Source organism: Paenibacillus sp. PK1-4R (assembly GCF_030369595.1).
GTDB lineage: Bacteria > Bacillota > Bacilli > Paenibacillales > Paenibacillaceae > Paenibacillus.
Genome location: NZ_CP126535.1, coordinates 673,555 through 689,535, shown reverse-complemented (window position 1 = coordinate 689,535; position 15,981 = coordinate 673,555). Strand labels below are relative to the sequence as shown.

Sequence of the window (15,981 nt, the reverse complement as noted above, 5' to 3'; positions counted from 1 at the left end):
CAATAGAACTGCTCATAACTCCATTATATTTCAGAAAAAGCCAGGAGTAGACACATTTTTACGTAAAACAGACAAAAATCAATGAAAAAAGAGGGTAATAACATATGTATGATGTCATTGTAATTGGTGGTGGATCTGCGGGCCTGATGGCTTGCGTTGCTGCTGCCGAGCATGGAGCCTCCGTGCTTCTGCTGGATAAAGGAGATCAACTGGGTCGTAAACTCGGCATCTCTGGCGGAGGTCGATGCAATGTAACCAATGCCAAGGAAACGGATGAACTCATCCGACATATTCCGGGTAATGGACGCTTTTTATATAGTTCGTTTCAAAATCTGGACAACCAGGGAATCATGCGTTTCTTCGAGAATCTCGGAATTGCCCTGAAAGAAGAAGACAACGGCAGAATGTTCCCTGTAACCGATAAAGCAAAAACCGTTGTGGATGCGCTGGTAGGCAAAATTGTCTCCCTCGGCGTTGAGATTCGTACCAAAGAACCGGTTAAGGAACTCATTCAGAACGGTCAGCACGTACAGGGTGTTAAATTGCTCTCAGGTAAAACGATCCTTGGACGCTCTGTCATTATCGCTACTGGTGGCAAATCCGTACCCCAAACCGGATCAACCGGAGATGGTTACCCCTGGGCTGAGGCTGCGGGGCACACGATTACGGAGTTATATCCAACCGAAGTGCCTATTGTGTCTGGGGAGAGTTGGATTCAATCCAAAGAACTGCAAGGTTTGTCTTTGAGGGATATCGGCTTATCTGTATTGGACGCCAAAGGAAAAACCGTCATCTCCCATCGGGGGGATATGATCTTCACGCATTTTGGAGTGTCTGGACCGGTTGCACTGCGTTGTAGCCAATTTATCCGCAAGGTTCAGATGAAGTCTGGAAACCCACAGGTCATCATGAGCATTGATCTGTTCCCGGAGCTGTCCCCAGGTGCATTGGAAGCACAGGTTCAGCAGGTATTGGAACAAGAGTCCCGCAAGGCTGTCAAAAACATACTGAAAACATGGGTTCCAGAGCGCATGATTCCATTAATGATGAAACGGGCAGAGATCAGCGATGACCTCACGTTCCACCATTTTCCTAAAGGTATGTTAAGCAACTTGTGCGGGCTAATGAAAGCTTTTACCTTCCGTGCAGACGGAACAAGATCGCTCAAAGAAGCCTTTGTCACTGGGGGAGGAATCCACTTAAAGGAGATATACCCAAAAACGATGGAATCCAAGCTGCTGCCTGGACTATTCTTTTGCGGTGAAGTTCTGGATATTCACGGCTACACCGGAGGGTATAATATCACCGCTGCATTCTCAACGGGATATACGGCTGGCATGCATGCAGCTGAATATAAACACGCTAAACTATAAATAGAGGTTATTCAAAAAGTCCGCTTTTGATTACGAATCATGCCTAATGGCATCATCAGCATCGAATATGAAATTCAGCCGAAATAGGTTGATGCCTACGAAGTATGTTTCCTTCAGAAACATTGTAGTTGCTCACGTAGTTTTCCCTACACTCCGCTACTCCATTTCTAGCTTCATTCCATCTTCTCGGTACTGAAAACCGAACTTTTTGAACTCTCAATACTAGGTATTACACACTTTAAGCGCATGATGAATTGCTTCAGATGTCAAAAACCCCGAGATCCACTATCTGTGGAGTATCGGGGTTTTTGGGCATTATGCCATTTTAGAAAGACGGAACGAACCACTCTTAACTTGTGATCTTTTCCCTTCTATGCTTTGACACTGCCTGAGAATCCATCAGCCGAATCATCGTATGTCGGGTCATCGCTATAGTTATGTCTGCCTTGCTCCGTCTGGCTTCCCTGGTTTCCGTTCGCATAACCCTCATTCCAGTCTTCATTCACGAGATGAGCCGGAATCGATATATTCTGAAACTGATCCAACTCTTCCGTTTGTGAGGCAAATACGGCACTTCCTCCATGAGATTGTACAATCTCTACGGCAGACTGAGGATCTTGGCGATCTGTAGGGATGTACAATTCCAGCGGGCCGGACTGATACGGTTTATATCCCAATTCCTCCAAGGTTGCCCTGGCGGCATTCAACGCTGAATCGTCTGAAAAATGCACCTGTAGTTCGCTATTATCCATCATCGTCTCTTCCTCCTTGCTACAGCTAATCTCTCATCATCCATAGATGAGATTCTTCTTCTATAGCATGGGCAGATATAGCGCACGATATGCTCCGAATTAGAAAGGAATTCCTTAGGCCCGGGTCAACCGAACCCATCCGGCAATAGATAAGACACAGAGTCCAAAAGCCACCGCACCTGCAGCTGTCAGAATACCGACGATCCAGCCGAGCCAAGCCAATCCCAGCGTGAATCCCATAAGAATACCAATCGGGACAAACAACATCCGAACCATCACTGAACCTGCAAGATGCAGCGCCTCCGAGTCATATGTTATAAGCTGAACATAGTCGGACGTGGCAAAAACGTCCCAAGAACGATAAAACATCACCGTCAACATGATGATTAATAACGCACACACAATGATATTGACCGGAAAAGGTGGTAATGCAACTGCTGCGATGGATAGTCCGCCAAGCTGCAGATACAATTTCATCGTGGCCGAGTTCCGGAAAAATGCCTTGAATGCAATCTCCGCTGTCCGATTCGCGATGGAACGATTGCGTAACAGTTTACGCGGTTTGCGGAAGATGATGGACCGTGTTCGTGGGGCTTTCGGCTTGCTCACCGCCCGACTTAACATTAGAGCTGTAAGCTGCAGCCTGCTCCGCAGATCCTCCCGCACATCCCCTTCAAACGTTCCCTTCATCAACAGCCTCATCTGTCCAACTGTAATCAGAAGAAGCATGATAATTACGATTCCAAATATGATTTTCCACGTCTGTCCATACATCCATGATGTCGCATGAATGGTCATATAACCTATGCCAATGACGAGAGGGATCATCTGAATCCAGCGTCGCCATCCTGTATGTCGAACCTTCGTCATATGTAGTGTTATGGCTTGAAATGACGCTATTGCACCAAACCAGACAGCCATAAGTGCAATCTGGAGATTCGACATCTCATAGACACGGGACCACAGGGGAGCAGTCAGCGCTGTAATCAACAACATTTTGCCAAGATGTTGCAGACAGGACCGGTAGAGCCCTTGCCTCATTAACGTGCGTATCCACAACGGCCTTGATTTCAAAAACAATACATCCGCTTCCTCCACAAATATCAACACACCACCGGTAAGCATAACGACGTCAATCAGCCCAGTCAGTACGGGTAGTGGTAATCCTGTCGCCCATGCAGGCAGCGGTTTGGTCCACAGACTCGTGTACCACCCAATCAGATAGAGTACGCCCGGAACAAGCAGATATACCCAAACCGTCCAATCCACGACGAGTCTGAGATTTTTCATTTGTTCCCTGAAGTGCTCTTTGCGTCTTCGCCTGTATAAACGAAGTGGGGTATAACGCTGGGAAGTTTCCATTCTCTCTCACCCTCTCTCTATCTAAGACGTCAGTACATCAAAACAGTCAAACAAAGAGGCTTCCGGCAATCCTGCCGCTTCACGGATCTCATCCAATGTTCCCTCGGCAGCAGATCTGCCCGAAGCAATCAGAATAAACCGGTCGCAGATTCGTTCAGCGGTATCCAGCACATGCGTAGACATGAGCACACCCGCACCACGGCGACGTTCATCATCTAGTAATTTTAGAAAATCCTTGGTTGCACGAGGGTCCAGTCCAATGAACGGCTCGTCCACAATATAGATATCCGGTGAAGACAGAAATCCGATCATCAGCATCATTTTCTGCCGCATGCCCTTCGAAAAACTGGCTGGAAGATCATTCCGAACATGGTCCATACCGAAACGAACCAACAGCTCCTCCGCTCTGGCAACAAAACCTTCTTCCTCCATTTCATACGCCGCTGCAGCCAGATCAAGATGTTCCCATAGCGTCATATATTCATAAAAAACCGGTTGCTCCGGGATATAGGCATAACGACCATCTCCTCCAATCGTCACTTCATAGTTCGCATGTTCCAGCAGACCAAGAAGTGTTTTGATTGTGGTACTTTTGCCCGCACCATTTGGTCCGATAATACCCACCAGTTCTCCTCGCGCCACATCCATTCGAATATTGCGTATGGTCGATTTTCCCGGCTCGTATCCTGCCTCGGTAATATGTACGTCCAATATGGACTCCTGTACTTCCGTACTGTTATATTCCGTTCCCATATCATTCACTCCCTGTTCTGATCAGGCGTTTATTTCATTCTTTATGTTTTATTGTAATCGAGTTGCGGGTTGTATGTTTGATCATTTTGAGCATTTTGAAGTACAAACCATGTTATAATGTTATTACATACTAACATTATTACATACAAATGTATTACTTTCATAAGTTAGATCATACTATAGGAGGAATATATCATGAATGGTGGGGCTCAGATGAAAGAGGAGCATTCCAAAAGAAAAATTCTTTCTCGCAAAATAGGCAAGATGGGAAACAGCTTGGGCATTAGCTTGCCTAAGGTTTTGATTGATAAGCTCCATGTTTCTCAGGGCGATGAGATTGAATTTATTGAAAACAGTCAGGGAGAAATTGTACTAAAAAAGGTTAAACAAATGAAAATACCCGAACATGTAAGACCCGAAGTACTGGAAGCTTTCTTCGACGTTTTCGAAGAAGATGAGGATATCCTAAATGATTTAAGGGATCGTTAAGATGGCCATATTCCTTTCCATTGAAGAAGTAGTAGCCGCTCACCATTTTATGATGAAGAAGATGAATGATACAGCACAAGCTGGGGTTAAGGATTCTGCTTTGTTGGATTCTGCGATAAATAGACCTCTCCAAAGTTTGTTTGGAGAGGATGCCTACCCTTCCATATTTGATAAAGCTACTGCCTTATTAGAGTCATTGGTTAAAAACCACTGTTTCTATAACGGAAATAAACGTACAGCTTATCTTGTAACCAAGTCCTTTCTGCGAGTGAATGGCTACCATTTGCAGATGGAACGTAAATATGCCGTAGAATTTATGGTCAACATTGCCGAAGGCGAGTATACATTTGAAAAGATAGTACACTTATTAGAAGAACATTCAGAAGAACGCTAACTCATATGTCTTATAAATGCAAAAAAGAAGCAGGGGTTCCGGAGCCCCTGCTTCTTCATATTACAGTGAAAATCTCATATTACCGATTTGTCTCCACCACAGATGTAGTTTCACTCTCTGCATCCGCATCCACGTTCAGACCCAGATCCAGTGCGCCGCGGCTTTCGCTCGCGTAGTTGCTGTTTACGTTACGCTCGGTGTCTTTCACGCTGTTGCTGCGTTCAGATTGAGCCGTCGTTGCACTCTCTCCTTCTGCCTTAGCCTTCAGACCCAGATCCAGCGCTCCACGGCTTTCGCTCGCATAGCTGCTGTTCACGTTACGCTCGCTGTCTTTCACGCTGTTGTTGCGTTCGGATTGAGCCATTGTTGCACTCTCTCCTTCTGCCTTAGCGTTCAGACCCAGATCCAAGGCTCCGCGGCTTTCGCTTGCATAGCTGCTGTTCACGTTACGCTCACTGTCTTTCACGCTGTTGTTGCGTTCGGATTGAGCCATTGTTGCACTCTCTCCTTCTGCTTTCGCGTTCAGACCCAGATCCAGTGCTCCGCGGCTTTCGCTCGCATAGCTGCTGCTGTCGGTACGCTCACGGTCATTCACGCTGTTATTGCGCTCGGATTGAGCCATCGTTACACTCTCTCCTTCGGCTTTTGCGTTCAGACCCAGATCCAGTGCTCCGCGGCTTTCGTTTGCATAGTTACTGCTCACGGTACGCTCGGTGTCTTTCACGCTGTTGTTGCGTTCAGTTTGAGCTACTGTAGCACTCTCACCTTCTGCTTTCGCGTTCAGACCCAGATCCAGTGCTCCGCGGCTTTCGCTTGCATAGCTGCTGTTCACGGTACGCTCATTGTCTTTCACGCTACTGTTGCGTTCAGATTGAGTCCATGTTGCACTCTCTCCTTCGGCATTCACGTTCAGACCCAGATCCAGATCCAGTGCGCCACGGCTTTCGTTTGCGTAGTTGCTGTTCACGTTACGCTCGCTGTCTTTCACACTGTTGTTGCGTTCGGATTGAGCCATCGTTGCACTCTCTCCTTCTGCCTTAGCGTTCAGACCCAGATCCAGTGCGCCACGGCTTTCGTTTGCGTAGTTGCTGCTCACGTTACGCTCGCTGTCTTTCACGCTGTTGTTGCGTTCAGATTGAGTCCATGTCGCACTCTCACTTTCGGCATTCACGTTCAGACCCAGATCTAGCGCTCCACGACTTTCGCTCGTAGTGCTACTGTTTACGTTCCGATCATCGCCGCCTCGTGAATAGTCGCTCATCGTTGTACCTTCTCCCGACACATTGGCATTCAGGCCAAGGCCCAGCTTGCCAGAACTGCTACGTTCAGCTGTGTGGTCGGAAGAACGATCATTGTATCGGTTTGTGCTCTCTGAGGATAAGCCGGCATTAAGGCCAAGATCCAGATTCAATGCTCCGCTTGCACTGGATGAACCTCCGTAGCTACCAAGGTTTCCGTAACCCGTGTCACGGTGTCCAGACAGAAGAGATCCCAGTTCCAGGCGCAAACCTGCATTTAGATCCAGATTTCCACTGCTGTTATTGCTATAACTATCTGCGTAAGTTGCCTGCGAAGCTCCCAGCAATCCAGCCACCAACGTACCCGACAATACCGACAATTTTACCCAACGATTCACTTTTTTCATGATGATATACACTCCTTCTCAATTTTGGTTGAATTAACGCCATTGTTATTGAGAGAAAGAGGTATATTGCGGCGGCCGCCCAGGCGGTGCCTGTGACCATTGACTGAATCCATCGAGCCGTTCCATTCGGAAAGCAAAATCGTAATCTGGCGTAACCAGACCCGTTGTTGCTCCCGGAAGTGCAGCGGCTGGAGCGGTTGCTCCACCTCCAGTTACACCGGACGAACCGGAGCTTGTCCCGGCGGAAGCATTAGCTGCTCCGGGAGAAGTTGCTGCAACAGACCAACTGGTTGGTCGTTCTGTGCGAGGCTGCAATGGAGATGCTGCATCAGCATCATCTTGTTTCAGATTGGCTTCCTGGTTACTCTGCACTTGTTCAGTGACAGCTGGTTTAGCAGATGACTGATCTACGAGGAATAACTCGTTATCGGGCAAACCTGCATTAACATCGGAATCCTGCGTCAGATCGGTCCCTTCCACAGGCAATACCTGCGGGATAACAGGTTGTTCTGGACGTACTTCTGGTTCCAGGGTAACCTCCACCACTTTGCCCGTAGCCTGTACCGCGTCCTGTCCTTCCTCATTTTTCTGTGGTGAAACAGGATCTGCGAGTGCACTCGTATTGGAAGTTTTAACATTCGGTGTTTTGACGACCGCCGGTTGTTCCGGAGTGACTACAGGCCGTTCTGGCTTCACACTTGGAATCTCCACCTTTTCCTGATCAGGACTGAGTTCAGCGGATACGTCTACAACTGGAACTTCTGCGTTCACAGATGGCAGCTGGACATTTCCCTTACTCAGATCCACACGGGATGAGGAGATGTTGACCGAAGTAACTTCAGGTACATCCACCTTCACGGAAGGCAATTCAACCTTGCCCTGCCGAAGGTCTGTTTTCACAGCAGACGTCTCTGCCTTGATGACCTCGGGTACCTCTGCGGTAACGCCAGGCAAGGAAGCTGTCCCTTCGTTGAGGTTCACCTGACTGCTTGATACATCGGCTTTGATCACCGGTGTATCCGCCTGTACAGACGGCAGTTCGACGGTTCCCTTCTTCGCATCAATCCCAATCTCTGATGTTCCGGCCGATCCAAGCGGTGTATCTACTTTCAGCTCAGATACACTCAGCTTACCTGTGGATTCGTTCGCTTTGATCGACGGAACTTCAACATCCAGTAGTGGTGTGGATACCGATACCGACGGAGTCAGATTCAACCCGCCATCCGAATCACGTGAAAACAAATTTAGTGACAATCCGCTGGACGGTTTTTCAGAAGATGCCTGAGCATCATCGGCGTATACATGTGACGATCCAACTCCCAGAAGCAAAGTCCCGGCAAGTATAGCCAGTGGTATGCTTCCAAGACGCACAATCGATTTTGGTAACTTTACATTCAAGTTGCTTCACCCCCTTTCCGCTAATGCGTTGGTGGGACAAGGCATATGAGTTTTCCCCTAGGAATAATTAGAATACAGGGATTTCTGCCTGTTCCTCATTAAACGTGAAGGCGTTTACTCAAACGCTTTTTAATCATAAACTTAAAATTTGACGTAAATTCAAACCTTCATTTCAACTGTTCTAACCTGAGCAGATTCGGCCTGTTTTCAGTCGCCTGCAACCATGGTCTTGGCTGCAATGGAGCCATTCAGATCGGCTTTTTCCCCGCTACGTTTCATCAAATAAAACAACCCAAGCAGGGTCAGCAAAATGCCTGAACAGACAAAAGCCGGCACTACACCAAATGAGGTGACCATGAATCCGCCTACCACCGGGCCCATAATATTACTGGCTGTCATCACGCTGCCTACCGTTCCAAATACCCTGCCTGTCATCGCCTCAGGTGTCTGTTCCTGCAACAGGATTTGAAAGGGCACAATCGCAAACCCAATTCCGACACCTGCCAAGGCAAAGAGGGATACTAACAACAGATTGGCACCTAACCCGGCGTGCGGCCAAATCCCAACAATAACTCCGGCTCCGCCGATAACCAGACCCATGAGTATGGTACCCAGACCCATTTTCAAAACATGCCCTGCATGTTTCCACTTCCGCACACTCATCGCTGCAATTAATGTGCCTACGCCACTTGCTGCCACGCACCATCCCAGCAGATCACTTGAAATTCCGGGAAGCTGTCTGAATAACACCACAGTCTGTGAATCGGCAAATTGCAGAAAAAGTATGGCTGAAGCAAGCAAAATCAGAGACGTTCCTACATAAGGGAGAGATGCGAGCATGCGGATACCCTCCTGTGTTTCTTTCCAAAAAGAGTCTTTTGAGCGGTTCCGAACACCCCCAGCTGTCTCTTCCTCTACTTCTGTTACGTTATGAATTGCAGATTGGATCACCCGAGTTCCAGGAATCCACAATAAAATGATGCCGGAAATCAGAAAAGACGCTGAATCGAGAACAAAACACCAGGTGATGCCAAAAGCGGCTACCAGCAGTCCACCAAGCGCTGGACCGATAATTTTGGACATCTGTTCGATCACCGAGCTGATGGATACAGCTTGCGCAAGCTGTTCGCGAGGTACAATTTCCTTCAGCTTTCCGTTTTTGGCCGGAGAGAAGATTACATCGAACAGGGATTTGAGGACAAGCAGTATGTAAACGTGCCAGATCTGGTCAGCAAAAATTAACGCACCCACAATGATGATCCGTGCACCATCAGCTACAATCATCAGCCATTTTCGGTTCAGGCGATCTGCAAGCGTGCCTGCGAATGGCCCTGTCAACAGAATAGGTAGTGCTGCGGAAAGTGTGACAAATGTAATCTCCCATGGCGTTGCATTCCAGCGGATACCCACGAGGGTCAGGATTGCGAGTAGATGCAGCCAATCACCCAGATTGGAAATGGCCTGTGCCACCATCAATGTTACAAAAGATCGGTTATTCTTCAGCGGTCGTTGTTCTTCAAACGTTAAATCACTTGTCATTCTGCTTCTCCTCCATTACCTTCCGAATTCATAATATGAACTCATTATAAGAGATTAGGGCTTGACTCAACCTCCTGCCAGAGGCGGAGAAGAAGCGACATCTGAAGGATGATTTTTCAGCATGATGAATGATCAAATTTTAAATGCTAAAAATGCAAATCTTGTGACATATCGCATGTTTTTCGTAGAAATAGAAGTTTACAATTAAACCATGGCGACAACCTGAATCGTCAAACATAACTAACCAACTCATATAAGTTGAAATACTCTTTTACATGAACAACATAACGGAGAGGACAGAAATAACCTGAAAAAGCGAAGCGTTCACCTAAAAGCTTTCTGAAAGAAAGCTCCATCGGAAGCATACGCTATCACCGGATTTTACCTTTGAAGAATATTTCAAAAAATCTGGGGATAACAGTGATTGGAAGGTTGTTCTGTCCTCGTAGTGGTAGGTTGTAACTTTATCATTTCAACTTATAAAACTAATCTGAAAAGGCGGGATCAGCATGCTGGAATTACAAGAAATCGGAACCGAACGTTCACTTCATCTGTACCGCACCTTGGCCCAGACATTCAAGAGCGTGAATGAACACGCTGTATCCGGAAGCAAAGTGCATGGCTTCAACCCCACCGCATACGGGGTGCTCGAAGTGTTATATATGAAAGGAGCTCAGCCAATTCAACAGGTTGGCGCACAACTTCTGCTGCAAAGTGGTAATGTGACCTATGTGATCGATAAGCTCGAGCAAAAAGGATTGTTACACCGCAAACATTGTCCGCAGGACAGACGTATCATCTTTGTGGAACTGACCGAAGAAGGACAGCGCACCATGGATGACATCTATCCAGGCTATGCGTTGAAGATTGATCGGGCGGTAAGTGGACTAAGTGAGGAAGACAAGGAATTGCTGTCCGAACTCTTGGGAAGGCTTGCACATTCTGCAGACCGTTTATCCGCGAGTAGCTAGAGCGTATCTTCAAACCTGCCGAAAGCCGGAGCGTAACATAATGTACTGGAGCAGATATGGAGCGGGAGCGCTAACGCTAACGAACCTGTGACGTCTTATTCAGGGGTTTGAAGCGCTCGCAGCATTTTAAGGAATCTGACACACGCTATCTTTGAATAAACAGCCGTTTACAACGTGTTTTTCAGGTGATTTTGGGGAATAACGTGTCTCATGTCCCTTACAATTTAAAAAGAGGAGCAGATGGCCAAATGAGACGTCCTCCGTTCCTTAGAAATTCGTCTGGACGATTCACCAGGATCAGCCAGCCTGTACTTCAAAATGCTTTAGACCCGGACATCCCCCAACGTATCACTTGCCTGAGTTTGAAGATAAACTCTAGTTCATTGCACATTTGCCAACAAAAAAAACCGGATTTGCCTCACATCGGCGAATCCGGTTTTTTATATGTTTTTCGTATATACATCCACTTTTACTTTGAGCCTTGTGGCTGCGGTGGAGCATCTGCATCTTCGGGTACAATTAAACGTTTGCGTAGAGCAAGCGTCGTTACCCACGAGACCAGTGCAATGACAAACATAATGACAAACAGGGAATGCAAGCTTCCTTCCAGCACGTTACGCAGCAGCGCCCATTTATCATCTGATAGTGCTGCATCCGTATGTGGTGCGAGCAGTTCATTCAGATCATTCTCCGAAATTCCAGCCTCCGCCAGATTCTGCTCACTCGATAACGTGGAGATTCGATAGTTCAACCAGGTGCCAAAAGCCGCTGCACCAATCGTCTGTCCCAATGTACGCATGAACGTATGCAATGCCGTAGAGGAACCTCGTTCCTTATACCCTACGGAAGACTGCGCAATAATGGTGAAGATCGTGAACGCAAATCCGAAGCCGAGACCATAAATAAAGGTCAATATAAATAGTACAGCCTGCGGGGATGTCCCGCCCACCAGAAAGAGTCCACCCGATCCAATCGCAATTCCGGTTAATCCAATCAATGCGGTCAACCGTGATCCAATTTTCATCAACAGGCGGCCTGCCAACACACTACCAATGAGCCAACCCACCGACATCGGCGCGAGCAGCAACCCGGATTCCGTAGCATTACCTCCCCGAACACCCTGCACCCAAAGCGGCAAATAACTGGTCAGGCCGATCATCAAAGTACTGGTCAGGAGTCCAGCGATATTCGCCACACGGATATCACGAATTCGGAACAAATGTAATGGAACCATAGGGGCCTGAGCTCTTTTTTCCACCACAAAAAATAAAATAATAAACAGAGCGGCGACCACACTCAGCACAACAATTAACGGAGAACTCCAGGCATAATACTGCCCACCCGCCGACAGGACGAACAACAACGCGGTAATACCCACCGTGAAGGTCAGTGCACCGACATAATCAATTTTGGCCGTACGTGGAGAGATATCTTCCTTCAGATAACGAAATACAAACCACATCGCAAGCAGACCAAACGGCACATTAAAACCAAAGATCCACTGCCAGCCCAGATTATCTACAAAATAACCTCCAAGCAGTGGTCCTGCCAGAGAGGAAATGCCCCACACGGAGCTGATCCAGCCCTGAATTTTGCCACGTTCTTCAATGGCGTAGATGTCCCCGATAATCGTAAATGTAACAGGAACTACCGCACCAGCACCGATCCCTTGAATGGCACGAAAAATAATTAATTGCTCCATGTTCTGCGACAGACAGCACAAGAGTGAACCCAGTAAAAATAACGCACAGCCAATCAGAAATACAGGCTTTCGTCCGTACAGGTCACTGATTTTACCGAAAATGGGCGTACTCACAGCCATCGTTAACAGGTATGCGGTAAAAATCCAGCTCAGCAGCTGTACACTCCCCAGCTCACTGACAATGGTCGGCCCTGCTGGACCAATTACGGTGCCTTCAATCGCTGACAGAAATGTCGCGAGCAACAGCCCGGTTAAGATGAAACTGCGCTTCAAACCTCCAGTTGCATTCACACAAACCCTTCTCTCTTTGTTCTCTATATAATTGGTACGTTAAATTACACATCTACTACGAACCAGAACAAGCTTCCGATCGCTGTTATCCCCAGATTTTTTCTTCTCCTCTCTAAAGGAGAAATCCGGTGATAGCGTATGCTTCCGATGTAGCTTTCTTTCAGAAAGCTTTAAAGGCGATCGCTTCGCTTCTCCAGCTTTGTTCTGTTTCTCCGTTTACGTGTAAATTAAAAAACAATTATATATTTTTTCTTTTATTTACTTTTCTTACGAAGAAACTCATCATACAGCATCGAATACATCACCATATCCTTGTATCCGGTGGACGTATGTTGTACTTGTCGCAGCAGCCCTTCTCGTGTGAAGCCACGGTTTGTCAGGAACTCGCCGGAAGCCAGATTACGCGGATCAACCAGCGCTTCAATTCGATTAAGACCCATGGTCTCATATCCGAAGGGCAGCAATGCCGAGAAAGCCTCCGTCATATAACCGTGTCGCCAGTAATCACGTCCCAGCTCATATCCGATCTCACCCCGGAATGCGCCTTCAAGCTGCCATGTGTTAAAGCCACAGCTGCCGATGAGCTTGCCTGTTTCTTTGAGTTCGATCCCCCAGCGGATCGCATCCTCTTCCCCTGCCATTTGGTTGAGCAGTGCAATCATGTCCGCCGCTTCGCTTGTCCCAATCATGGGTGCAAGATTCATGTAACGGGTCACCTCGCGATCTGACCAGCATGCGAACATCTGGGCCGCATCCCGGCGACGCATTTTACGCAGACGAAGCCGCGCAGTCTCCATTTCGGGAATTCTTCCTTTGCATTTATACATATAAAGACACTCCGATCCGATCTATCTCCGCAGACCATAATATTCACTAGTCATCTAATCATAACCTGCGCTGAATGGCAACTGTTCAGTCATGGACACACGTCAAAAAACCGGGCCAATGTCGCTCCCGGTCTTGTTGTACGTATGGATCCATTCAAGTTTGAGTGAATTACGGAATCATGGCTTGTCCAAATGAATTTTAAGCTTTGGACGTTTTCTTGCCCTTCCCCAGTAATTCATCGCTAACCCGGCCAAACACAGCCGTGATTTCCTTGAATTCTTCGATGCCAGTCCCGGTTAGGCTCCATTGGTCCCCGTGGGCGGTCAGGAAATTCTCCTGTGTCAGGTGTTCAAGCTCCTGCTTGATCTCCCGCTCTCCAACGCGATATCCCCGTTCTTCCAATAGGGGCAGTGCCTCGCTAACGTTCAAATCCTGATTTTGCGCGAAATATAGTAGATGAATCCGTACAAAAAGATTCTGTACCTCTGCATGCATAAGCCAAGCTCCTTCCCGGGTTATAGCCCTCCGTGGTTGCTAAGTAATTACCCCGCGCAAGAAGCTGAGAAACAGGAGGATTCTTCAGGTATTCCCTTCCCTTTCCGAAATCCTCCGCTTGACTAACTGCATCCTCTGCACTATCTTGAAAATAAGTACCATTTTGCTCGGGAGGGTGATTTACCATGTTTCAAGCTGTTTCCTATGAAGGAACACGAAGTGAGCAGCACACCGCCGTCCTGGGACAGTTAAGTGCTCTGATCCGCGATGAACCTAGTGCGATTGCCAATCTGGCGAACGCTGCTGCGCTGCTCAATGTATTTATGACCGACACCAATTGGGTCGGCTTCTATCTGTATGATGGAAAAGAACTGGTCCTCGGGCCATTCCAAGGACTGCCTGCCTGTATCCGAATTCCATTGGGACGTGGTGTATGCGGCACATCTGCTGCGGAAAAACGTACCCTGGTCGTTGATGATGTTCATGCCTTCCCAGGCCACATTGCCTGTGATGCAGCATCAAACAGTGAGATTGTCGTACCTATTATCAAAAACGGCGAACTGTACGGGGTGCTGGATATCGACAGCCCGATCAAAAACCGTTTTGACGACGAAGACCGCGTCTTCCTGGAGAAAGCCGTAAGCCTGCTCACAGAGCAGTTGGAGGCAACCATTCCCCTTTAGGAAATGATGAATAAGGTGATCGGAGTCTCATCACACACGATGATGAAGAACCCGTAATAACAAAGAGCGCAGTCCTCTCAAAGGTCTGCGCTCTTTGTTATCCATTATGATTTACACCCATGTTCTTGCTCGCCCATGTTACTTTATGCATCTAGGATAAATCATGTTCCGCTTTAATCATCATCCCATCCCGCAGGAATTCAGCCAGCCTCGGGTGGTAACCATCGTACATCTGACGGAAATTTTTATGCTCTACATACAGATTGGCCAAATCCCGATAGATCTCAGCGGTGGGTGTATAATAACCTTTGATCCATTCAAGATGCCTGCCAATAATCCGTTGTACTTTTGCACTACCGGGTTCCAATCCATCCTCAATGGCCTGTTGTAAGTCGAGATGGACCTGATCAATTTTCGCCTGGGAATCCAGATAGTCTTCTTTTGACTTCAACTCCTGATTTTCAGGCAATGTGGATGAATTGGAAGATTGGATGTCGGACCTCTGAACACCCTCTGTCTGCACATGGTTCATATCTTTATTGATTACAGGGTCAAAACCCGATTCATTCAGCAACTGGTGACGCCCCTTATTTACAAAACCGTTATACAGTTCATGTTCATCAAGTTCCTGTTCACCTTGCAAATGAGAGATCGTTTTGTCCAGTGTCTGAATCAATCCATGCAGACGGAGTGCCTTCTCCAGAATATCAATGCGATGCTGCTTCATGATGCGTATGACATCCTGAGGATTATCCCGGAGCATCGGGGCAATCTCATTCTCCTTCATACCTACTTCCTTACAGAAAAGAATTTGCTGGAGTCTCAGCAATTCCTGCTTTTCATAATAGATGTCCTCATCTACATCCCCAAAGGCCGGATTCAGAAGACCTGTCTCTGCATACTGGCTCAGTTCGTTCAGACTTACGCCTGACATTCCCGATACGTCAACCATGGAATACGCCATTTGAATACACCTCCTGCCTGTCCTGCAACTCCAGAGTTCAGGCTTAATTCATACTGCATTTTATTTGAATAATGAGAGAATATAAGACTTTCGGCAGTGCTGTACCGCTTCATTCCGCTCGTTCTCTGGATGGGTACATCATGCTTCGGTAATATGAGGGCGTTTGGTCAGTTATGTTGCGGTATGTTAACTATGTTATACCCGTCTCATCAGATGTGAACCCGCAGTCAGCGAAGAATCCATATGTATTTTTGAAACTTTTTCCATGATCTTCATATAAAAAAACCTGTGCCATTATTCTGGCACAGGAGTGTGTGGTTATGTTTTCATTGGCATACGGTA

15 protein-coding genes are annotated in these 15,981 nt (G+C 47.3%); 5 read left to right on the top strand and 10 right to left on the bottom strand.

The window, feature by feature from the left end; genetic code table 11:
• Nucleotides 1-104: 104 nt before the first annotated feature.
• Entirely contained in the window at nt 105-1,373 is a 1,269-nt protein-coding gene (locus tag QNO02_RS03210; RefSeq protein ID WP_133387464.1) for a BaiN/RdsA family NAD(P)/FAD-dependent oxidoreductase, read from the top strand.
• 371 nt (nt 1,374-1,744) lie between these two features.
• Here QNO02_RS03210 and QNO02_RS03205 read toward each other — a convergent pair whose 3' ends face one another.
• From QNO02_RS03205 to QNO02_RS03195, 3 genes are all read right to left on the bottom strand, one after another.
• Nucleotides 1,745-2,128, bottom strand: coding sequence for a hypothetical protein (locus tag QNO02_RS03205; RefSeq protein ID WP_091018768.1), 384 nt, complete (start codon nt 2,126-2,128; stop codon nt 1,745-1,747).
• 111 nt (nt 2,129-2,239) lie between these two features.
• Complete coding sequence (locus QNO02_RS03200; protein ID WP_289391070.1) at nt 2,240-3,487, bottom strand: ABC transporter permease; 1,248 nt, start codon at nt 3,485-3,487, stop codon at nt 2,240-2,242.
• Nucleotides 3,488-3,508: 21 nt separating this feature from the next.
• Nucleotides 3,509-4,240 carry an ABC transporter ATP-binding protein gene (locus QNO02_RS03195; RefSeq protein ID WP_289391069.1) on the bottom strand — a complete coding sequence of 244 codons (732 nt, stop codon included), beginning with the start codon at nt 4,238-4,240 and terminating at the stop codon, nt 3,509-3,511.
• A gap of 195 nt (nt 4,241-4,435) precedes the next feature.
• Here QNO02_RS03195 and QNO02_RS03190 point away from each other — a divergent pair, with 195 nt between their 5' ends.
• Nucleotides 4,436-4,729 (top strand): AbrB/MazE/SpoVT family DNA-binding domain-containing protein, encoded by a 294-nt coding sequence (locus QNO02_RS03190; RefSeq protein ID WP_176873173.1) that lies wholly within the window; start codon nt 4,436-4,438, stop codon nt 4,727-4,729.
• 1 nt (nt 4,730) lies between these two features.
• The gene (locus QNO02_RS03185) at nt 4,731-5,123 is read left to right on the top strand and encodes a type II toxin-antitoxin system death-on-curing family toxin (protein WP_289391068.1); all 393 of its coding nucleotides are present in this window, start codon (nt 4,731-4,733) and stop codon (nt 5,121-5,123) included.
• A 79-nt stretch (nt 5,124-5,202) separates the two neighbouring features.
• On the opposite strand, the gene QNO02_RS03180 is transcribed toward QNO02_RS03185, so the two are convergent.
• The 3 genes from QNO02_RS03180 to QNO02_RS03170 form a co-directional block, all read right to left on the bottom strand.
• A complete protein-coding gene (locus QNO02_RS03180; protein ID WP_289391067.1) occupies nt 5,203-6,768 on the bottom strand; it encodes a hypothetical protein in 1,566 nt (521 codons plus the stop codon).
• Nucleotides 6,769-6,813: 45 nt separating this feature from the next.
• A complete protein-coding gene (locus QNO02_RS03175; protein WP_133387557.1) occupies nt 6,814-8,166 on the bottom strand; it encodes a hypothetical protein in 1,353 nt (450 codons plus the stop codon).
• 207 nt (nt 8,167-8,373) lie between these two features.
• Nucleotides 8,374-9,705, bottom strand: a complete 1,332-nt coding sequence (locus tag QNO02_RS03170) for an MFS transporter (protein ID WP_289391066.1) — start codon at nt 9,703-9,705, stop codon at nt 8,374-8,376.
• 509 nt (nt 9,706-10,214) lie between these two features.
• On the opposite strand from QNO02_RS03170, the gene QNO02_RS03165 reads away from it, so the two are divergent.
• On the top strand, nt 10,215-10,676 hold the full coding sequence (locus tag QNO02_RS03165; protein WP_017690799.1) for a MarR family winged helix-turn-helix transcriptional regulator: 462 nt from the start codon (nt 10,215-10,217) through the stop codon (nt 10,674-10,676).
• Between the two features lie 469 nt (nt 10,677-11,145).
• Here the strand turns inward: QNO02_RS03165 and QNO02_RS03160 are convergent, their stop codons facing one another.
• From QNO02_RS03160 to QNO02_RS03150, 3 genes are all read right to left on the bottom strand, one after another.
• The gene (locus QNO02_RS03160; protein ID WP_289392664.1) at nt 11,146-12,651 is read right to left on the bottom strand and encodes an MDR family MFS transporter; all 1,506 of its coding nucleotides are present in this window, start codon (nt 12,649-12,651) and stop codon (nt 11,146-11,148) included.
• Nucleotides 12,652-12,923: 272 nt separating this feature from the next.
• Entirely contained in the window at nt 12,924-13,496 is a 573-nt protein-coding gene (locus QNO02_RS03155; RefSeq protein ID WP_289391065.1) for a GNAT family N-acetyltransferase, read from the bottom strand.
• 199 nt (nt 13,497-13,695) lie between these two features.
• Entirely contained in the window at nt 13,696-13,992 is a 297-nt protein-coding gene (locus QNO02_RS03150) for a hypothetical protein (protein WP_036614170.1), read from the bottom strand.
• A gap of 185 nt (nt 13,993-14,177) precedes the next feature.
• On the opposite strand from QNO02_RS03150, the gene msrC reads away from it, so the two are divergent.
• Nucleotides 14,178-14,675, top strand: a complete 498-nt coding sequence (gene msrC / locus QNO02_RS03145) for a free L-methionine (R)-S-oxide reductase MsrC (RefSeq protein WP_036614172.1) — start codon at nt 14,178-14,180, stop codon at nt 14,673-14,675.
• Nucleotides 14,676-14,826: 151 nt separating this feature from the next.
• Here the strand turns inward: msrC and QNO02_RS03140 are convergent, their stop codons facing one another.
• On the bottom strand, nt 14,827-15,639 hold the full coding sequence (locus QNO02_RS03140) for a MerR family transcriptional regulator (RefSeq protein WP_133387554.1): 813 nt from the start codon (nt 15,637-15,639) through the stop codon (nt 14,827-14,829).
• Nucleotides 15,640-15,981 lie beyond the last annotated feature (342 nt).